The organism is Arthrobacter sp. 05T444 (assembly GCF_056395905.1).
The window spans coordinates 336,982-356,551 of sequence record NZ_JBFTKK010000001.1 but is presented as its reverse complement, the minus strand read 5'-3'; the positions used below and the strand labels follow the sequence as shown (position 1 = coordinate 356,551).

19 protein-coding genes are annotated in these 19,570 nt (G+C 66.7%); 4 read left to right on the top strand and 15 right to left on the bottom strand.

The window, feature by feature from the left end:
* Positions 1-6: 6 nt before the first annotated feature.
* Positions 7-1,050, bottom strand: coding sequence for a 3'-5' exonuclease (locus AC1DD3_RS01625; protein WP_230116886.1), 1,044 nt, complete (start codon positions 1,048-1,050; stop codon positions 7-9).
* Between the two features lie 68 nt (positions 1,051-1,118).
* Between AC1DD3_RS01625 and AC1DD3_RS01620 the strand changes: the two genes are divergently transcribed.
* A complete protein-coding gene (locus tag AC1DD3_RS01620; RefSeq protein WP_476874783.1) occupies positions 1,119-1,886 on the top strand; it encodes a DedA family protein in 768 nt (255 codons plus the stop codon).
* 94 nt (positions 1,887-1,980) lie between these two features.
* Here AC1DD3_RS01620 and rdgB read toward each other — a convergent pair whose 3' ends face one another.
* The 6 genes from rdgB to clpS all read right to left on the bottom strand — a co-directional run bounded on the left by rdgB (position 1,981) and on the right by clpS (position 6,426).
* Positions 1,981-2,619, bottom strand: a complete 639-nt coding sequence (gene rdgB, locus AC1DD3_RS01615; RefSeq protein WP_230117046.1) for an RdgB/HAM1 family non-canonical purine NTP pyrophosphatase — start codon at positions 2,617-2,619, stop codon at positions 1,981-1,983.
* 74 nt (positions 2,620-2,693) lie between these two features.
* The gene (gene rph / locus AC1DD3_RS01610; protein ID WP_476874710.1) at positions 2,694-3,452 is read right to left on the bottom strand and encodes a ribonuclease PH; all 759 of its coding nucleotides are present in this window, start codon (positions 3,450-3,452) and stop codon (positions 2,694-2,696) included.
* 84 nt (positions 3,453-3,536) lie between these two features.
* Positions 3,537-4,334 (bottom strand): MBL fold metallo-hydrolase, encoded by a 798-nt coding sequence (locus tag AC1DD3_RS01605; protein ID WP_230116887.1) that lies wholly within the window; start codon positions 4,332-4,334, stop codon positions 3,537-3,539.
* Complete coding sequence (gene murI / locus AC1DD3_RS01600; RefSeq protein ID WP_476874708.1) at positions 4,331-5,356, bottom strand: glutamate racemase; 1,026 nt, start codon at positions 5,354-5,356, stop codon at positions 4,331-4,333. The genes AC1DD3_RS01605 and murI overlap by 4 nt, the downstream gene beginning before the upstream one ends.
* Positions 5,357-5,486: 130 nt before the next feature.
* On the bottom strand, positions 5,487-6,053 hold the full coding sequence (locus tag AC1DD3_RS01595; RefSeq protein WP_230116888.1) for a DUF2017 domain-containing protein: 567 nt from the start codon (positions 6,051-6,053) through the stop codon (positions 5,487-5,489).
* A complete protein-coding gene (gene clpS, locus AC1DD3_RS01590; RefSeq protein ID WP_230116889.1) occupies positions 6,046-6,426 on the bottom strand; it encodes an ATP-dependent Clp protease adapter ClpS in 381 nt (126 codons plus the stop codon). The genes AC1DD3_RS01595 and clpS overlap by 8 nt, the downstream gene beginning before the upstream one ends.
* Positions 6,427-6,463: 37 nt before the next feature.
* Between clpS and AC1DD3_RS01585 the strand changes: the two genes are divergently transcribed.
* A complete protein-coding gene (locus AC1DD3_RS01585) occupies positions 6,464-7,792 on the top strand; it encodes a nicotinate phosphoribosyltransferase (protein ID WP_230116890.1) in 1,329 nt (442 codons plus the stop codon).
* Positions 7,792-8,427: an isochorismatase family protein gene (locus AC1DD3_RS01580; protein ID WP_230116891.1), complete on the top strand. Its 636-nt coding sequence runs from the start codon at positions 7,792-7,794 to the stop codon at positions 8,425-8,427. Before AC1DD3_RS01585 ends, AC1DD3_RS01580 begins: the two co-directional genes overlap by 1 nt.
* Before the next feature lie 57 nt (positions 8,428-8,484).
* Here AC1DD3_RS01580 and AC1DD3_RS01575 read toward each other — a convergent pair whose 3' ends face one another.
* The 8 genes from AC1DD3_RS01575 to AC1DD3_RS01540 all read right to left on the bottom strand — a co-directional run bounded on the left by AC1DD3_RS01575 (position 8,485) and on the right by AC1DD3_RS01540 (position 18,031).
* Positions 8,485-10,263 (bottom strand): DEAD/DEAH box helicase, encoded by a 1,779-nt coding sequence (locus AC1DD3_RS01575; RefSeq protein WP_476880812.1) that lies wholly within the window; start codon positions 10,261-10,263, stop codon positions 8,485-8,487.
* The gene (locus tag AC1DD3_RS01570; RefSeq protein ID WP_476874705.1) at positions 10,263-10,595 is read right to left on the bottom strand and encodes a DUF3039 domain-containing protein; all 333 of its coding nucleotides are present in this window, start codon (positions 10,593-10,595) and stop codon (positions 10,263-10,265) included. The genes AC1DD3_RS01575 and AC1DD3_RS01570 overlap by 1 nt, the downstream gene beginning before the upstream one ends.
* 85 nt (positions 10,596-10,680) lie before the next feature.
* Positions 10,681-11,463, bottom strand: a complete 783-nt coding sequence (gene nagB, locus AC1DD3_RS01565; protein ID WP_230116894.1) for a glucosamine-6-phosphate deaminase — start codon at positions 11,461-11,463, stop codon at positions 10,681-10,683.
* A 116-nt stretch (positions 11,464-11,579) separates the two neighbouring features.
* Positions 11,580-13,151: a transporter gene (locus tag AC1DD3_RS01560; RefSeq protein ID WP_476880811.1), complete on the bottom strand. Its 1,572-nt coding sequence runs from the start codon at positions 13,149-13,151 to the stop codon at positions 11,580-11,582.
* Complete coding sequence (locus tag AC1DD3_RS01555; RefSeq protein WP_476874702.1) at positions 13,133-13,897, bottom strand: ABC transporter ATP-binding protein; 765 nt, start codon at positions 13,895-13,897, stop codon at positions 13,133-13,135. Before AC1DD3_RS01555 ends, AC1DD3_RS01560 begins: the two co-directional genes overlap by 19 nt.
* A 161-nt stretch (positions 13,898-14,058) precedes the next feature.
* The gene (locus AC1DD3_RS01550; protein WP_476880859.1) at positions 14,059-15,159 is read right to left on the bottom strand and encodes an NADH:flavin oxidoreductase/NADH oxidase; all 1,101 of its coding nucleotides are present in this window, start codon (positions 15,157-15,159) and stop codon (positions 14,059-14,061) included.
* A 2-nt stretch (positions 15,160-15,161) separates the two neighbouring features.
* Entirely contained in the window at positions 15,162-16,178 is a 1,017-nt protein-coding gene (locus AC1DD3_RS01545; RefSeq protein WP_476880810.1) for a co-chaperone YbbN, read from the bottom strand.
* A 113-nt stretch (positions 16,179-16,291) separates the two neighbouring features.
* Entirely contained in the window at positions 16,292-18,031 is a 1,740-nt protein-coding gene (locus AC1DD3_RS01540; RefSeq protein WP_476874699.1) for a hypothetical protein, read from the bottom strand.
* Between the two features lie 190 nt (positions 18,032-18,221).
* Here AC1DD3_RS01540 and AC1DD3_RS01535 point away from each other — a divergent pair, with 190 nt between their 5' ends.
* Complete coding sequence (locus tag AC1DD3_RS01535; protein ID WP_476880809.1) at positions 18,222-19,538, top strand: AI-2E family transporter; 1,317 nt, start codon at positions 18,222-18,224, stop codon at positions 19,536-19,538.
* The last annotated feature ends 32 nt before the right edge of the window (positions 19,539-19,570 follow it).

Sequence of the window (19,570 nt, the reverse complement as noted above, 5' to 3'; positions counted from 1 at the left end):
GCAAGGCTAGGAGGACAGGGTCGCTGCGGGGAAGCTTTGTTGCGCCAGATGAATATGTGCGCCGGGAGCCCCGCCGACCATCTGCAGGAACTCGCCCTCCGAGAGGACCTCGATCGGCTGCCCGCGGTCGTGCAGCTCAAGCACCCGCTTGGCCTTTCCGGTCAGCCGGCCGGACCGAAGGTCGCGGGCATCGAAGCCGTCTCCGACCACCAGGACGCTGGTCCTGGCGGTGACCCTGCTTTCCGGTCGCGCGCCCATCTCGGCGGACCGGGTCTTGGCCTCCGGCCGCGGAATGCCCAGCTGGCCGGTGAACACCACCGTCTGGCCGTACAGCGGGTTTCCGGGCTCTGCGTCCGGATTCGGCGCCGGGTTCTCTCCTTCGTCTGGCCAGCCGCTCCGGAAGGGTCGGCCCTGAGCGGTTCCGTTGAGGGCAGCAAGCGCCGTGAGGGTTGCCTTGGAGAGGGCGTCCCGGGTCGGATCAAAGGCCTGCTGCTGGGGTATCGACAGGCCGAGTGACAGATAAAGCTCTGCAACGCTGTTTGCCCGGTTGCGCGCAGCAATATCGATGAGGATTCCGGCGCAGGCCCTGGCATCCTCGGCCGCGTCGTGGTGGTTGACCAGGGGCACGCCTGCCTCTTCGGCAGCGAACGGCAGGGAATTGGAAACGAGCGAATAGCAGCGCCGGGACAGCATGACGGTGCAGACATAGTCGTACGCGGGACCGGGAAGGCCCGAGACCTCCAGACCTGAGCGGATCACCCCCAGATCGAACGCGGCATTGTGAGCGGCCAGGACGTCGTCGCCGATGAAGGCGCCGATCTCCGGGAAGAGCTCCCCAAAGCGGGGCTGGTGTGCCACCTGCTCGGGCCTGATGCCGTGGATCCGCACGTTGTGGTAATCGAACGCGTCATGGTTTTCCGGCGGCCGCATGAGCCACGAGGCCTCCTCAACGATGACACCGCCCCGGACCTTGCTGAGGCCAACGGCGCACGGCGAACCGCGGAAGCCGTTGGCAGTCTCGAAGTCGATCGCCGTAAAGTCCAAACCCACGGGGACCACTTTAGCGCCGCCGGACCCACGGGGCTGTCAAGTACCCTTGGAAGGTGAACTTTAATGCGATCAGCAACTTTGCCGTATCCACATTGGGAGGTGCCGGTCCGGTCCAGCCGCACCTCTCCTCGCTCCTGCCCGACTGGCTCAATCCCCAGGTATTCCTCGCCGACCCGGCCCTTGCGCCATGGGTGGTGCTCCTGGTTTGCGGCATCATCTTCGCCGAAACCGGCCTGCTGATCGGATTCTTCCTGCCGGGTGATTCCATGCTGTTCACGGCCGGTTTGCTCGTGGCCACGGACACCATCAAGTTCAACATCTGGCTCTTCGCCGCGCTGATCATCGTGTCCGCCATCGTGGGCAACCAGGCCGGCTACCTCATCGGCTCAAAGGCGGGCCCGGCCCTCTTCAACCGGCCTGATTCACGGCTCTTCAAGCGGGAAAACGTTGAAAGCGCCCACAATTTCTTCGAAAAGCACGGCGGCAAGGCACTGATCCTCGCCCGCTTCGTTCCGATCATCCGGACGTTTGTTCCCGTGATTGTCGGCGTGGCACAGATGGATAAGCGCAAGTTCTTCCTCTATAACGTCATCGGCGCGGCCCTCTGGGGCGGCGGCGTGACGCTCCTCGGCTACCTTCTCGGCGACAAAGTGCCGTGGGTGCGCGACAACCTGGACATCATTTTTGTTGTGATTGTCCTGGTCTCGGTGGTTCCGATCGGCATCGAGGTGCTCCGCGGAATTGTGGCCAAGCGACAGGCCGCCAAGTACGGCACGGACCCGGTGGAGGAGTTCATCGAGGAGCACGAGCCCGAAGAGGAACGCAAGACGCCGTAGCTCGCCGTTCCCTCAACGGACAACCACACACAACAGAAGGCGCCCCACCATGTGGGGCGCCTTCTGTGATTGAACAGCCTGCCGGCCCGGCAGGTTACCCGTCGGCCAGGGCCTTGACGATCGCCGGCAGCAGGGCACGGAATGCCTGCCCCCGGTGGCTGATGGCGTTCTTTTCGTCCGGGCTCAGCTCGGCGCAGCTTCGGTCGAAGCCCAGGGGCTGGAGCACGGGGTCGTAACCAAAGCCGCCTTCACCACGCGGCTCCCGCAGCAGGGTCCCCGCCAACTGGCCGTATTCCACCACCTCGCGCCCTCCGTCAGCGGATGCCGACGCCGGCACGGCGAGGGCCGCCGCGCACACGAAGGCAGCACCACGGTGGGCGTCCGGGACGTCCGCGAGCTGCGCCAGCAGCAGCCGAAGGTTGGCGGCATCGTCCCCGTGCCGGCCGGCCCAGCGAGCGGAGAATATTCCGGGGGCGCCGCCCAGCACGTCGACAGCGAGTCCGGAGTCGTCGGCGATCGCAATGAGTCCGGTCGCCTCGGCCACCGCGCGCGCCTTGAGCAGCGAGTTTTCCGTAAAGGTCACCCCGGTCTCCGCGACGTCGGGGCCTCCGACGGCGGACGCGTCCACCACCTGCGTGTCGACGTCGAGTCCGGGAACCTGCCCACGCAGCAGCTCACGCAGTTCCCGCAGCTTTCCCTTGTTGTGGGTGGCCAGCACGAGCCGGGGCGTCACCGGTCCGGGGGCTCCCCCGTTCCCCGGGCTGCTTTCCTCTCCGGCACTGTGTCCACTCACGGAGCCGGGTTCAGTCACGGAGCTTCAGCCAGGGTCTCGCGCTGGATGGCGGCGAGCTGCTCCGTCCCCAGGAGCGCCAGGTCCAGCAGCTTGTTAAGTTCATCACGGTCGAACGGGGCGCCCTCGGCCGTACCCTGAACCTCAACGAACTTGCCGGATCCGGTCACCACGACGTTCATGTCGGTCTCGGCCCGGACATCCTCGATGTAGGGAAGGTCCAGCATGGGGACGCCGTCAATGATGCCCACCGACACGGCGGCGATGGTGTCGATCAGCGGCTGGGCATTTCGTGCGATCATTTTGTTTTCGCGGGCAAAGCGGATCGCTTCGGCCAGTGCCACGTAGGCGCCGGTGATAGCGGCAGTCCGCGTCCCGCCGTCGGCCTGCAGGACATCGCAGTCCAGCACGATCGTGTTTTCACCGAGGGCCTTGGTATCGATGATCGAGCGCAGGGACCGGCCGATGAGGCGTGAGATTTCGTGGGTCCGGCCGCCGATCTTGCCCTTGACCGACTCACGGTCGGAACGGGTGTTCGTGGCGCGGGGAAGCATGGCGTACTCGGCGGTCACCCAGCCACGGCCTTCGCCCTTGAGCCAGCGCGGCACGCCCTCGGTCAGGGAGGCTGTGCACAGTACCCGGGTGTTGCCAAACTCGATCAGGGCGGATCCCTCTGCCTGCTTGGACCAGCCGCGGGTGATGCTGATGGGCCGGAGCTGGTCCGGGGTGCGGCCGTCGGCACGGATGACGGGGATGGTGGTTGCTTCGGAAGTCATGCCAATAGCTTATCGATTTATCCACCGCCGGCTGGCGCGCCCGGACAGCCTCCACCGCGATGCCCGGCCGAGGTGGCCGCCGCGTCAGACGGTGTAGTGCACGCCGGCCACCGCGACGGCGACGTCTCCGGCAAAGACCGGACGTGCCTCAGCCATGACCTTCGTCTGCGACGTCCACACCGGAATGTGGGTCAGCAGGAGGCGGCGGGCGCCCGCCACCGTGGCAGCCTCGCCTGCGCGTTTTCCGGTCAGGTGGACGTCCTTGATGCCGTCGTCGCGGCCTTCCTCGAAGGCGGCCTCGCACAGGAACAGGTCGGCGTCCTTGGCCGCTTCTTCCAGCCCGCGGCATGAATCCGTATCGCCGGAGTAGGTCAGCACCCGGGTCACGGCGGTCCCGCTCTTGTCCGTCTCTGCCACCTCCACGCGCAGCGCGTAGGCTTCCTCAACCGGGTGGTTCACCGCGAACGGCGTCACCGTGAAAGGCCCCACGGTGACCGACTGGCGCTCGATCCAGTTGGTGAAGTCGAATTCCTCGTGCATGCCCGGATCCAGTTCCAGGCCGTAGGCCGTAGCCATCCTGTCGGCCGTCGCGGCTGGGCCCCACACCGGGATCCTTCCGCGGTCCCAGCCGCCGGGCTTCCAGCGCACGGCCACGTGGAGGCCGCACAAGTCCATGCAATGGTCCGGATGCAGGTGCGTCAGGAAGATGGCGTCGATGTCCTCGAGATCCGTATAGCGCTGGATGGCACCCAGCGCCCCGCTGCCAAGGTCCATGACGACCTTCCACGTGCGTTCGCCGTCATTCGCGGTCAAAAGGTAGCAGGACGCGGGCGAACCGGGGCCCGGAAAAGATCCGGTGCAGCCGACGATGGTGAGCTTCACAGGGCGGGACCTCCGGCGGGGGCGCTGCCGCCGGCACCCTGCCCGACGAAATTGGAGATGCGCGGACGCGACGCGGCGCTCTGGGCCGCCGCGATCATTTCCGGCGTGATCCGGGCGAGGCTTCCGGTCGGGTACTGCGCCGCGACATGGTCGACGTGCCGGACGCTGAGCACCTCGGGCCCGAGGAACCTGCGGGCGAGGGCCTCGAACTGGCGGGCGTCGCCTGTGGCGATGAAGTTGTGCTCGGGCGGGGCAGCGGCGGTGCGCTCCAGTCCACGGCTCGCGAGCGCACGGTAGACATCCTTGGCTGTTTCCTCGGCACTTGAAACGAGGGTGACATCCTCGCCCATGACGTAGGAGATGACTCCGGTCAGCAGCGGATAGTGCGTGCAGCCCAGCACCACCGTGTCCACTCCCGCAGCTTTCAGCGGCGCAAGGTACTCCCCCGCCACGGCCAGCAGGTCAGGGCCGGTGGTGATGCCCGCCTCCACGTAGCTGACGAAGGCGGGGCAAGCCACCGAGGTGATCACGAGGTCCGGCGCGGCGGCGAACGTGTCCTCATAGGCCCGCGAGCCTACCGTGGCGGAGGTGCCGATCACCCCGACGCGGCCGGTGCGGGTGGCCGCCACCGCGCGTCGGACGGCGGGCTGGATCACTTCGATCACCGGGATCCCGTAGCGGGCGGTATAGCGTTCGCGGGCGTCCCGCAGGACGGCGGCCGACGCCGAGTTGCAGGCGATGGTCAGCAGCTTGACCCCGGAATCCACCAGCTCGTCCATGACGCCCAGGGCGTTGGCGCGCACCTCGGCAATGGGAAGCGGACCGTACGGCCCGTGGGCGGTGTCCCCAACGTAAAGGATCGATTCGTTGGGCAGCTGGTCGATGATGGACCGCGCCACCGTCAGTCCGCCGACGCCGGAATCAAAGACTCCGATCGGCAGCGATCCCAGGTTGGCGCCGATGGTCGTTGCGGAGTCCGCCGCAGCTCCTGCTGCCGGATCCGTGCTCGATGCTGAAGTCATGATTATTCGAGGATAGGTCTTCCCGGTGGGTGCGGCCATCACTTGTGGTGTCCGCCTCATGTCAAATTTGTCACATCCGCGCAGCGCGGGCGCACCCCTGCCCGCGTGGCCGGCGGACGGGACGGGCAGGCTAGGGCCGGGGCTCCATGGACTGCAGCATGGCCTGGACCAGGGACTCCTGCAGCCACGTGGTGAAGTTGTAGACGAGGGCAAGGTAGCTTTCCACGTCCTCCGCCTGGGACCAGTCCTGCATCTGGTGGACGTGGTCGGCGTCGGCCTCGTCCTGAATGTCCAGGCGTTCGGCGAGCACCAACCGGATGTCGTTCAGTGCCATGGACCAGTGCCTCGCGTCGGTGTCGGTCAGCAGCAGTTCGTCCTTGTCCAGGTCCAGCGCGGCGGCGCGCAGCGCGCCGATCTTGCTTTCGCGCAGGGAGCGTTCGGTGAGCTGGCGGAACTCCAGGGACGCGGCGCCGTCGTTCTTCATCACGTTTGGCAGGAGCCGCCGGAGTGCGCGGTCAGACGGTTCGCGGGCGTCCATGTCGAGCCCGATCATGGCGGTAAGCGGGTCCTGCTTGCCGCGGTCTTCGGGCTGGAGCATCGAGATGACGTCCTCGAAAAGGCTGCGCAGCAGTTCCCGCTCGGCCGGCTCCAGGAATCCGGTGATGCCCTTAAGTCCGTATTTGAAAGCCTTAGCCACGTTTTCCCTTGCCCTTGCCCGGGCCGCTGTTCTTGCCGCCCCCGCTGTTTCCGCCGGTGGCCTTCTCAACCGTTGCCCACAGGCCGTAGCCGTGCATGGCGACTGCGTGCTGTTCCACCTGTTCCTTGCTGCCGTGGGCAACAATGGACCGGCCCTTCCTGTGAACCTCCATCATGAGCTTGTTGGCTTTGGTCTCCGAATAGCCGAAATAGCTCTGGAAAACATAGCTGACGTAGCTCATGAGATTGACGGGATCATTCCAGATCACGAGGTTCCAGGGGATGTCCGGGGCGGTCAGCGCGTCGGTGGACACGGCTGTTCCGGTCTGGGTGCTCTCCTGGGTGTCAGGGCCGAGCGCAACGCTTAGGGTCATCTGTCCATTCTATGGGGATGCGCACTAGAGTGATTTTGTGAGTACCTACGCCGGCTGGAACCAGCCACGCACGTCCCTGTTCACTGATCACTACGAGCTGACTATGCTGCAGGCCGCGCTCCATTCCGGCGCCGCACACCGCAAATCAGTCTTCGAAGCCTTCGCGCGCAGGCTCCCGGACGGCCGGCGGTACGGGATCGTGGGCGGCACGGGCCGGTTGCTGGAGGGCATCGCGGCCTTCCGCTTTGGCGAATCCGAACTGGACTTCCTGGGCCGCACCGGCGTGGTCAACAAGGAGACCCTGGACTACCTCGCCGATTTCCGGTTCACCGGGGACATCTGGGGCTACGCGGAAGGCGAGGCGTACTTCCCGAACTCCCCCATCCTGATCGTCGAATCGACGTTCGCGGAAGCCTGCATCCTGGAGACCTACATCCTGTCCGTGCTGAACCACGACAGCGCCATCGCCTCCGCGGCATCCAGGATGATCACCGCTGCCGGGAACCGACCATGCATCGAGATGGGCTCCCGGCGGACCCAGGAGGAATCAGCCTCTGCCGCCGCCCGCGCCGCTGTCATCGCCGGGTTCGACAGCACCTCCAACCTTGAAGCGGGTTTGCGCTACGGCATCAAGACCGTGGGGACCGCCGCGCATTCGTTCACCCTCCTTCACGACACCGAACGCGAGGCGTTTGAGGCGCAGGTGGCCTCGCTGGGCGCCGGCACCTCGCTGCTCGTGGACACATACGACGTCGAAACGGCCGTCCGTACGGCGGTGGACATCGCCGGGGACAAGTTGGGCGCCGTCAGGCTGGACTCGGGTGACCTGGTGGAGCAAGCGCAGTGGGTCCGCCTCTTGCTGGATGAACTGGGCAACGAGAACACCCGCATCATGGTCACGTCCGACCTCGACGAGTTCGCCATTGCCGCGCTCCAGTCCGCGCCGGTGGACGCGTACGGCGTGGGCACGTCCCTGGTCACCGGTTCCGGGGCGCCCACCGCCAGCATGGTCTACAAGCTCGTCAGCCGCACGGACAGCACGGGCGAGTTCATTCCCGTGGCCAAGGCGGCCAAGAACAAAACGAGCAAGGGCGGGCGCAAATACGCCCTCCGCAAGCTCAACGATCACGGTACCGCCACCCAGGAAATCGTCGGAGTGGGCCACCGCCCGGTTGACGACGGCAACGACCGCCCCCTCCTGCAGCAGTTCATCAAGAACGGGGAACTGCTGCCGGGCTGGACCGGCCACGAAGGCGTCCTTCGCGCCCGTCAGCGCCACGCCGATTCAATGGCCGAGCTGCCGGCGGTCGTCCACCGCCTGCAGCGCGGTGAACCGGCCATCCCCACCATCTATGAGGAGAACTGATGTCACGTGCACTGATCATTGTCGACGTCCAGAACGACTTCTGCGAGGGCGGCGCGCTGCCGGTCCAGGGCGGTGCCGCGGTGGCGGGGGCGATCAGCGAGTACGTCGAAACGCATCACGGGCAGTTCGACCACGTCGTAGCGACGCAGGACTGGCACATCGATCCAGGCGCCCACTTCTCGGACGCTCCGGATTTCAAGGACAGCTGGCCACCCCACTGTGTCGCGGGTTCCCAGGGCGCCGAACTGCATCCCGATCTCGACACCGAACACATTCAGGCCTACTTCCACAAAGGCCTGCACACGGCCGCCTACTCCGGATTTGAAGGCCTGCTCGCCCCCGAGGACGCCGTGCCCACCGGGGACAGGAAGCCCGGTGCCATGCCGTCGCCCGGAGATTCGGACTACGCCGCCGAGGAAGACTCGATCGGCCTGGACGACTGGCTCCAGAGCCACGACGTGGAGGACGTTGTGGTGGTGGGGCTCGCCACCGACCACTGCGTCATGGCGACATCCCTGGACGCGGTGCAGGCCGGCTATTCAGTTACCGTGATCAAGCGGCTCACGGCGGGCATTGCCGGGGACCTGGACGACACCTACGCCGAGATGGAACTGGGAGGCGTGGACCTCGAATAGCAGAAAGGCGGCGCCCGCTGGTGCGGACCCCGCTTTCTTGGCTCTTTGCGCTACCGGCTACTTGCGGCCGACGAACCAGTCCTGAAGCTTCTTGAGCCTGGACTGGAGCTGTTCTTCATTCGCCTGCGCCACAGGCGGGCCGCCGCAGACCGTCCTCAGCTTCGTGTGGACCACACCATGGGGCGTTCCCGTCCGCGCGGACCACGCCGCCACGTTTTTGGCGAGCTCGTTCCGGAGATCCATCAGCATCCGGTGGTCCGGCACCAGCGGCGCCGCCGGAGCAGCGGAGGGGGCCTGCCGTTTCTTCCTGCTCTGCTGCTCGTGCTGACGCTGGCGCAGCAGCGTGCCCACCTGTTCAGCATCCAGCAGGCCCGGGATACCGAGGAAGTCCAGCTCGTCTTCGGAGCCGATGTCACCGCCGGTACCGAACTCGCCGCCGTCGAACAGCACACGGTCGAAGGATGCTTGGGAATCCAGGGCCTCGAATTTACCCTTGGTCAGGCTGTCCGAGGCTTTGTCCTCGCGGTTGGCCTCGTCCATCAGGGAATCTTCCGGATTGAACAGGCCGTCGCCGTCCTCTTTCTCCGGCCGGTCCAGCGCGTGGTCCCGTTCGGCCTCCATGCTGTTGGCCAGCGCCATCAGCTGCGGCACGGATGGCAGGAAGACGGAGGCAGTCTCGCCCCTCTTCCGGGCACGCACAAAACGGCCCACGGCCTGGGCGAAGAACAGCGGCGTGGAAGTCGACGTGGCATACACACCCACGGAAAGGCGCGGAACGTCCACGCCTTCGGACACCATGCGGACGGCCACCATCCAGCGTTTGTCGCTCTCCGTGAATTCTTCGATCTTGCTGGACGCCTTGGCATCATCCGAAAGGATCACCGTGGGCGATTCGCCGGTGATCTTCTTGAGCTGGCCTGCGTACGCCCTGGCATCCTCGTGGTCCGTTGCGATCACCAGGCCGCCCGCATCCGGGACGGACCGGCGGACCTCGCTGAGGCGTTTGTCGGCGCCGGCCAGCACTGCGGGAATCCACTCCCCTGCCGGGTTCAGGGCAGTCCGCCAGGCCTGCGATGTGATGTCTTTGGTGACAGCCGACTCGCCGAGGGAGGCGGCCATCTCCTCGCCTCCACTGGTGCGCCACCGCATCTGACCCGAATAAGCCATGAACATGACGGGCCGCACCACGTGGTCACGCAGCGCATTGCCGTAGCCGTAGGTGTAGTCCGCCTTGGAACGCCGGATGCCGTCCCGGTCCTCCGCGTACTCCACGAACGGGATGGGCGATGTGTCGGAGCGGAACGGCGTACCTGTCAGGGACAGGCGCCGGACGGCGGGGTCGAATGCCTCGCGGAGGCCGTCACCCCAGGACAGGGCCTCCCCGCCGTGGTGGATCTCGTCCAGGATCACCAGCGTGCGGGCGGCCTCGGTCTTGGCACGGTGCAGCAAGGGCTTGCTGGCAACCTGCGCGTAGGTGACAGCGACCCCGACGAAGCCGCGGCCGTGCTGGCCGTCGGAATTCTTGAAGTTCGGATCGATGGCGATGCCCACCCGTGCCGCGGCGTCAGCCCACTGCCTCTTGAGGTGGTCAGTCGGGGCAACGATGGTGACCCGGTTGACGGCACCGGATTCGATGAGCATGGACGCCACACGGAGCGCAAAAGTGGTCTTGCCTGCGCCGGGCGTCGCGACGGCCAGGAAGTCCCGCGGACCCGTGCTGAAATAGCGGTCCAGGGCTTCCTGCTGCCAGGCACGGAGCTTCTGGGCGGTTCCCCAGGCTGCACGTTCCGGATAAGCCGGAGGCAGCGTGGGGCCGCCGAAGAGTGTCTCCGTCACTACTTGTTGTTGCCTGAGTCCCCGCCGGACCCCTTGCCGCCGTCGTTTTCAGGCCGCAGGCCGTCGTAGACCTCTTTGCACATCGGGCACACAGGGAACTTCTGGGGATCGCGGCCCGGGGTCCAGACCTTGCCGCACAGGGCGATGACAGGCTCGCCGGTCAGCGCGGATTCCATGATCTTTTCCTTGCGCACGTAGTGCGAAAAGCGCTCACGGTCGCCGGGCTCCACTTCCTGGCGCAGTTCCTCGCGCTCGATGGTGGCCGTGGACGATCCGGCTCCGGAAAGCTCACGCATGGGGTCGTTTTCGAAAGGATCCGTCATGCTAGTCATGGCATCCATCTTAGCCGCTCCCGGCGGCCGGCGAAGGACGCAGCGGCGGCCTGCCGGGCCCGCCAGGGGCCGGCGGCAACCCGCGCTACAGGCCCTGCCAAGTCGGTTTGTGGTCGTAGGAGTGGCGGTAGTAGTCGGCGAGTTTCAGCGACGACGCCGCGGCCTCGTCCACGAGAATGGAAGCGTGGGGGTGCAACTGAAGCGCAGAAGCAGGACAGATCGCGGCCAGCGGCCCTTCCACGAGGTCATGGACCGCCTGCGCTTTTTGCGCGCCCGTGGCCACCAGCACCGCGTGGCGCGAGTCCAGGATGGTCCCCAGCCCCTGGGTCACCACGTGATGGGGAACCTCGGCGAGGCTGGGGAAGAAGCGGGCGTTGTCCCGGCGTGTCTGCTCGATGAGCGTCTTGATGCGCGTCCGGGAAGCGAGCGATGAGCCTGGCTCGTTGAAGCCAATATGCCCGTCGGTCCCGATGCCCAGCAGCTGCAGGTCCACCCCGCCGCGGTCCCGGATGGCGGCCTCGTAGGCCTGGCAGGCCGCGGGGAGGTCCTTCGCGCTTCCGTCCGGGCCGTGGACGTTTTCGGGGGCGATGTTGACGCGTCCGGTGAAGTCCCGGCGGATGACCTCACGGTAGGACTCCGGATGGCCGGGTTCCAGCCCAACGTACTCGTCCAGCAGAAAACCGTGCGCCCTGCTGAAATCCAGCACGCCCCGCTCGTGGCGCAACGCCAACTCGTCATACACCGGAAGGGGTGACGATCCCGTGGCCAAGCCCAGCACTGCATCGGGCTTCCGATGCAGGAGGGCCTGAATGGCATCCGACACAAGGGAGGCGATTTGCCTGCTGCCCGGAAGGATCACGACCTCCATGCTGCTCCGCCGCCTTTCGCTGTGGTAACCGCCCCGTGCTGTCCTGCGTGGCCGACTATCTGCAAGCCATCTTTCTGCCTAGTCAACCACGGCCGGCGCCGCCCCGGCAGGGCCATTCACCGGTTGACCGTCAGCTGAGCCAGCAGCTCCGGGCCGCGGGCATCGAACCAGCGGCCGCCGATGCGCACCCCCGCCACAAACAGCGCAATCCCGAGCATCGGCCCGAGGGCTAAGTTGGCCCAGCCAAAGGCCGGATCACCGGTCACCATTTGGGCGATGACCAGGGCCGCTTCGGGCAGGGTCAGCACCAGCAGGACGCCCATGCCGCCGAATTGGACGGCCAGGGTCTGGGCGACATTACCGGGCGGTTTCTTGAACGGGCTGTCGCCGGGTAGGGGGACGGCGACCGTATAGCGCGCGGAAACCACGGAGGCGAGGCCAAGCCCGGTGAACAGGACGCCGAGCGACAGCCCCAGGATGGCCGGCAGCCATTCCCAGTCCCCGGTGAGGAAGAACGGCACAGTCGCGAGGACCATCACGGCTGGCAAGGCAAAGGCCAGGCAGGCCAATGCACGCCCGAGACGGTCCTGCACGCCGCGCACTCCGGCTGCGAGATGCAGCGCGAATGCCGTGTTGTCGTAGGACACGTCGGAGGAGATGGACCACGCCAGGAGGAAAGCGGTGAGCGGACCCGCGATCGTGATGACGCCAAAGTTGCCCGTCTGGCTCCCTTGGAACGCCAGAACCACGGGCAGGAGCGGAACGACCACCAGGGAACCGGAGTACCGCGGATCCCGGAACCAGTAAGTCAGCGAGCGGGCAGCGATGGCGCCCGTGGGCGTGGCGGGAAACAGCCCGAACAGTCCCAGCCGGCCACCCGTCCTTCGGGTGCTTCCGGCGTAGGGCGGGGTCACGAGGGCACGCTCGAGCAGGAACTTCCAGCACCAGGCAAGGCCGGCGAGCGTGGCCGCGGCGATCAGGAGCTTCAGCGCGGCCGCTCCGGGGTGTCCCGCCTCCAGCTCGCCGCCCAACGACCAGGCCGCGCCCAGCGGCGTCCAGGACAGGGTCCGCGCAAGGTCGGTCAGGAACGCGCCGGAACCTGCCGCTCCCTGCGCTATGCCCGCCACGATGGGACCCATCAGAACGAGCGGAACCATGAACGCCAATCCGCTGACATCCTTGAACCGCCGCGTGGCCGCCAGACTGGCTGTGGCCGTAGTGACCACCTTGGACAGCACAACACAGGTCAGCACGCCGAGGACTGCACCAATAAACGCTCCTGCGGCCGGCAGGATGCCCCGCGACCAGGTGCCCACCGTGGCCAGTGCCGCCAGCGCTGTGGCGAGTCCGGGAATGCCAATCAGGCCGCCCAAGGCAAGCCCTGCCAGCAGCTGGGGCATCGGGATGGCGGAAGTTGTAAAACGGGCCGGATCGAGCGTCATGTCGGCCGCAGATGCAATCAACGGAATGATCGCCCAGCCGAGCAGGGCCGCCGCGCCGCCCAGCACCACGACGGTCTGTGCAAGGAGGGGATCTTCCTGGCGCAGGAAGAGCAGCGCTGCAACACACGTGCCCACGATTCCCAGGGCGTACAGTCCGCCGATTGCAAGGCCAACGAGCTGCCAGGGGCTCCGCCGCAGTCCGTTCCGCAGGAGCGCGAGCTTGAGCCTCAGAAGGTGCGCAACCACTCGAGCCCCTCTGTCTGCACTCTTCCGCCCACCAGCTGGACGAAGCGCTCTTCAAGGCTCACTCCGCCGCGGACTTCCGCTACCGTCCCTGCGGCCAGTAGCCGGCCGCCGGCGACGACGGCAACGTGGTCGCACATCCGCTGGACGAGGTCCATGACATGGCTGGACACGATCACGGTGCCGCCGGTGGCAACATATCGGTCCAGGATGTCGCGGATGTTTGCGGCGGACACAGGGTCCACTGATTCGAACGGCTCATCCAGGACCAGCACTTTCGGTGCATGGATCAGGGCGGAAGCCAGGGCTATCTTCTTGGTCATGCCGGCTGAATAGTCCACCACCAGCGTTCCGGCGTCCCCGCTCAGGTCCAGCGCGGCCAGCAACTCCCCCACCCGGGCAGCAACAACATCCTTGTCCATGCCGCGGAGCAGTCCGGCGTAGGTGACGAGCTGTTCGCCGCTGAGCCTGTCGAAGAGCCGGACGCCGTCAGGCAGGACGCCCATCAGCCTCTTGGCCTCCAGCGGCCGCGCCCACACGTCAACGCCGTGGACCACAGCCGTGCCGAAATCGGGCCGGAGCAGGCCAGTGGCCATGGACAGCGTGGTGGTCTTGCCTGCACCGTTGGGGCCGACGATTCCGAAGAAGGAACCGGCGGGAACGTCCAGGCTGATGCCGTCCACGGCGATCTTGCTGCCGAAGCGCTTGGCCAGTCCCCTGATCGACAGGGCTGTAGGGGGAACACTCATGAATTCACCCTATCGGGGCGTGGTCCGCAGCGGGATCCCCCTCAGGTAGTAAGGCCATGCCCCGGCGGATCCTCCGCAAGGAGGAGGGCTGCCCGCCCATGACGTTCACCGGCCGATGAGGTTCACCGACTGATGAGGGTTCACCGTCGCCCAGCTTGCACTCAGAACGTGCGCCGCGGCACTGCGCGCTCGTACTGCGGCGCCCACCGCAGGTCATGGCCCAGTTCGAAGGCGGCGCGGAGCCACCAGTGCGGGTCCCGAAGCGCCGCCCTTGCAATGAACACACCGTCGGCCTGGCCGGTGGCAACTACGTGCTCAGCCTGCCCGGGTGAAATCAACAGCCCCACCGTGCCCGTGGCGATGCCCGTTTCGCGGCGGATGCGCGCGGCGAAGCCGGTCTGGTACCCGGGCCCCGGCTGGATCTCCTGGTGCGCCACCGCGCCGCCGCTCGAGACGTCGATGAGGTCAACACCATGTTCGGCAGCCTGCGCCGCGAGCAGCACCGAGTCCTCAATGCCGATCCCGCCTTCGGCCCAGTCCGTGGCTGAGATCCTCAGCATCAGCGGCATGGACTCGGGGATCACCGCTCGCACAGCGTCGACGACGTCCAGCGTCAGCCTGTTCCTGCCGGCGGCATCCCCGCCCCAGGCGTCGGCGCGGTCGTTCACCAGCGGGCTCTGAAACTGGTGCAGCAGGTAGCCGTGGGCGCCATGGAGCTCGATGGTGTCGAAGCCTGCTTCGACGGCCCGGGTGGCGGCAGCCGCAAAGTCGGCGATGACGCCGCGGATGTCATCCTCCGTCATGGCCGCCGGCGCTGCGTAGCCGTCAAACGCGGCGGTGCCCGGCCCAACGGTGTCCCAGCCGCCGTCGGCCGCCGGAACGGAACCCTTCTCCCCTGAAAACGGCCAGTAGGTGGAGGCCTTCCTGCCAGCGTGGGCGAGTTGGGCGCCGATTTTGGTGTCAGCCACGCCGTGGCGGTGCACGAAGCTGACGATCCGCTCCCAGCCGGCCGCCTGGTCTTCGTTGTAGAGTCCGGCGTCGCGCGGGCTGATCCGCCCGGCAGGGTTGACGGCTGCTGCTTCGGTGAGGATCAAGGCCGCCCCTCCGGCCGCAAACGAACCAAGATGCATGAGGTGCCAGTCATTGGGAACACCCGGGGCAGCCTCGGGGTCGCAGCTGTACTGGCACATGGGCGAGACCCAGCCGCGGTGCTGCAGCTCGAGGGAGCGCAAGGACAGCGGCCTGAACAGCGCCGGAACCACCACTAGAACAGCACCCGGGCCAGCGCCTGGCGCGCCTTCGCCACGCGGCCGTCTGTTGTTCCGACGACGTCGAACAGCTCCAGCAGGCGGACGCGGGCGGTCTCGCGCTCGGGACCGAAATTCCTGCCGATGAAGCCCACGACACGGTTCAGGGCGTCCTCCACATGTCCGCCGGCAATGTCCAGGTCGGCAACCCCGAGCTGGGCCGCGAGGTTGTCCGGCTCGTCCGCCGCGACCTGCCGGAGGGCTTCGCCGTCCGGGCCGGAGAGCTGCTGCAGCCGGTCCATGAGCTCAACCTGCGCCAGACCGGCTTTGGCTTCTGCGTCGGCAGGCATCGCCGCGAGGGCCTGCCGGTAGGCGGTGGCGGCAGCGGCGTAGTCCCCTGCCTCGATGGCGTCGAAGGCCGCCTGGTGCAAAGGGGGCAGGGGGGCGGGTTCCTGATCCCCGGGGGCCGCTCCGCCCACGTTGCCCGAAACGCCGTTGGCGGCGGCAACCTTGAGCAATTCGTCCAGCACCGCGCGGATCTGCTGCTCGTCGGCCCCGCCCTGGAAAAGCGGTACGGGCTGTCCCTTGAGCACAGCCACCGCCGTGGGCACGGCCTGAACCTGGAAGGCCTGGGCCAGCTGGGGAAAGGCATCGATGTCTGCAGCGCCGAGCACGAGCCGGCCTGCGTAGCTCTCAACAATCCGTTCCAGATCCTCAAGCACCCCGGCTGATTCCGGCGAATACGCTGCCCAGAGGGCGAACACCACGGGCACCTGGGCCGACAGCTCAACGAGGTCCTGAAAGTTTCCTTCGGTGACCGTGACCCGGAGCGCGGGCGCCTCGGGGCCGGCGTCGGGGCCTGCAGCGACTCCGGCTGGTGGGGCGCCTGCCGGGCCGTTCCCGGCGGTAGGGCCTCCCGCCGGCGGGGCTGGCGGCACCTGGCGCTGCTTGAGGGCGGAAAGATCGACGGCGCCGCGTAGGTTGAGCTGGCTGGCGGCGGCTGGAGGGACAGGGCGGGATGCTGGCGAACTCATAGCTCCCACTCTAGCCACTCCGCCGCCGCGGGAGGCAACGTTGCCGCAGGCCGCGGCAACCAGTGTGCCGCGGCCGGCGGAACACTGGTTGCCGCGGCCTGCGGCCAACGCGCCTACTTGAAGCTGGCTCCCACGAGCCCGCGCGTGGCGGCCACAAGCTTCATCGGGTCCTTCGAGCCTGTCGGCGGCACATAGACGGCCATGGATTCCGCAAAGTTCAGCACCATGCCGGTGGTGGTCTCTTTGCCGCCGGCGAGGACGGCCGCGTCATTGCCGATGGACAGCTTGTCGCCTTCGGCCTTGGGCGTGCCGTCGAAGTTGAACGTGAGGCGGCCGAGAACGAGTGCACCGCCGTCCGAGGTGCGGAACACCACGGTGCTGCCGGGAACGACCTTGTGGGTGAAGGCGAATTTGCCGTTCACGCCCGACTTCACGACATCCGCCTGATAGGACAGCGTGTCCCCGATGTACGGCGAAGACTCCCCTTCGACGAGCTTGTCCTTGAAGGTGGAATTCGACTTGGACAGGCGGTCAGCAAGGCCGGCCAGGGCCTCTTGGCCGCTGTAGAGCAGCCCCGACTTATCGCCCGGTGCCAGCGTCTCGGTGCCGTTGCGGGCAATCGAAGGGAAGGTCGTGCCGGGCTGGAGCGGGCTGGTGCCCACGAGTTTGTAGTTCTCGCGCGGGGACTTCTGCACCAGGGTCAGCAGCTGCGGCACCACATTGCCCTCGCCCTGGGTGACGGCGAGAACCGAACGAGGCCAGGCGCGCTTGCTCGTGACGACGGTGGTCAGGAGTTTCGTGGCGCGGACGGGCATACGCGCATCGTAGGACGCCACTCGGGAACGGATTTTGTAGTTCTTTGTCCGCACCTCGAGCTCGGTCCCGGACACCCGGGTGGCGAGTTTCTTGGCGTCCTTGGCGGCATCGCCGGCATCCGTGGCACTGGCCACCTGCTCCAGGATGCGGCGGAACTGGGCGTCGAGGAGCACCGGGGCGTCGCCGGCGGCGGTGTTCGCGGAGGCCGAAGCCGTGGAGGATGCCTCCGGGGTGGCGGCAGGCTCAGGCGTCTTGCTGGCCTGTGCGGCCGCGCCGGTACCGGCGATGAGTGCCGCGGTCGACGCTGCGACGACAATGCTGAGCCGCGCCGAGGAACCGGTTCCGGTCTTTGTCCCTGCCTTGGCCTTGGTGCGCCTGGGGAAGAGGCTGCCCACGCCGGCGGCGGAACCGCCCTGCCCCGGAGCCGTGCCCTTGGGCTTGAGCACCAGCAGCGCAACGCCGCCGAGCATGAGGAGTACCCCGATCACCATGAGCGGAACTGCCCACGGAGTGGAGGTGTCATTGGGAAAGGTCATCGAAATCGACGACGGCGCGGGCTTCGTGCCGTCGCTGGCCAGCAGAAGGGACCAGTCGCCGTCGGCCGGTGCCGACCAGGTGTAGTCCAGCTCGCCGCTCGCGTTTTCGGTCGAAACCCACAGATCCGATCCGGCAGGCGACGGCGCGGTAGCCTCCCCGTCAGTGCGTTCCACCTGGAGCGACTTCTTGTCGTCGGACAGACCGGTGACCGTGTTGTGTGCCGTCTTGCCTACCCAGGCATCCACGTCATCGGGCCGGCCCGCGGCCAGGAGGAAATTGCCCTCGCCCTTGACCTTGATGGTCACCGTTCCCCCTTCGAGGGTTCGGAGCTTCTGGTCTATAACGGTCAGCGGCGCGGCTTTCGCATCCGAGGGAACGGTGGCCGTCACGGTCTCGGCGGGGGCCCACACCGTCTTCTGCCCGATTCCGGCCAGCAGTGTCAGGAGGCCGAGCAGCACGAGTGCGACTGCAGTCTTGAAACGCAAAGGAATACCTATCATCAGCGGGGGTTTACTTTCAATAGTAACCGTTTTGTTACCAATCAGTCAGTTCAGGCCTCCGAAGACGCCTCCTGCGATCCCATGCAACAGTGCCCATCCGGGTATTCGCAAGGCTGCTGATAGTGTTTGCGATGATCATCACACCCGGCCCGCAGCCGCGGCGCCACAGACGGAAAAGGCATTAAAAGCAGTGACTGAACACACGGATCCGTCCATGCGCGGCCCGGAAGACCTGCCCAACGCCGACTCCCCCCAGGGCGCTCCCGGCGCGCCGGCCGAGCCCCAGAAGGCACACCGGACAAGGGCCCGCCCGGCCGCTCTTGGAGCGGTGCTGAAACGGCTGCGCCAGCCCATTCCGGGCGCGCAGCCAAGACTCCGGTTCGAAATGCCTCCGGAGCACCTGGACAGCATCGAGGCTGAGACGCCCGGCGCCGGGGACACCGCCCGATTCGGCGCTCCCGGTCCCCGGATCTCGGCACAGCACCCCCTGTACATGGGGTTCATGGGCACCGTGGGCGTCGGGCTTGCCCTCCTGGTGTACTGGATCGGTTCGAACACCACCCAGCTCCTGCTCTGGATCGTGGCAGCCCTCTTTATAGCATTAGGACTTGATCCGGTGGTGCGCTGGCTGGAGACGCACAAAATCCCCCGGCCCGCAGGCATCGTGCTGGCAGTCTCTGTCCTGGTTCTGGCGGTCGTAGGGTTCTTTGCCACCCTCATCCCCACCATCGTCGAGCAGGTGACAGAGCTCGTTAAGCAGGCGCCAGTCTGGGTCCGGGACTTCGTCGATTCCGACTTCTTCCGCACCGTCGACAACCAGTTCGGAGTGCGCGACCGCATCAACGAGGAGCTGGATAAGTTCGTCAAGAATCCTGAGGCCATGGGCGGCATTTTCGGCGGCGTTGTGGGTTTCGGCTCCACCGTGGCGAATGGCCTCTTCGGGACGCTGATCGTGCTGGTGCTTAGCCTGTACTTCCTCGCCGCCCTGCCTGCAATGAAGAAGTGGGGGTACCGGCTCGCTCCGCGGTCCCGTCGGGCCAGGGTTGAGGCCCTGTCGGAAGAGATCACCCGTTCCGTGGGTAACTACGTGATCGGCCAGGCCGTGGTTGCCCTCCTGAACGCCACGTTCGCCTTCATCGTGATGTCCATCATCGGCGTTCCATTCGCCGTGCTGCTCGCATTCGTGGTGGCGCTGCTGGCATTCATCCCGCTGGTGGGCGGAATGATCGCGGGCGTAGTGGTCACACTGATTACCCTCACCCTGGGCTGGCAGTCTGCGGTCGCGTACGCCATCTGCTACTTCGCCTACCTGCAGTTTGAGGCCTACTTCATATCGCCCCGCATCATGCAGAAAGCCGTCGCCGTGCCCGGTGCGGTGGCCGTGATCTCCGTGATTGCCGGCGGCAGCATCCTCGGCGTGCTGGGGGCGCTGATCGCCATCCCGACGGCGGCCGCCATCCTTCTCCTCCTCAAAGAGATCTACATCGTCCGCCAGGACAAGCACTAGCCGGATAAGCCTCAGGCTGTCAGCCCGGCGTC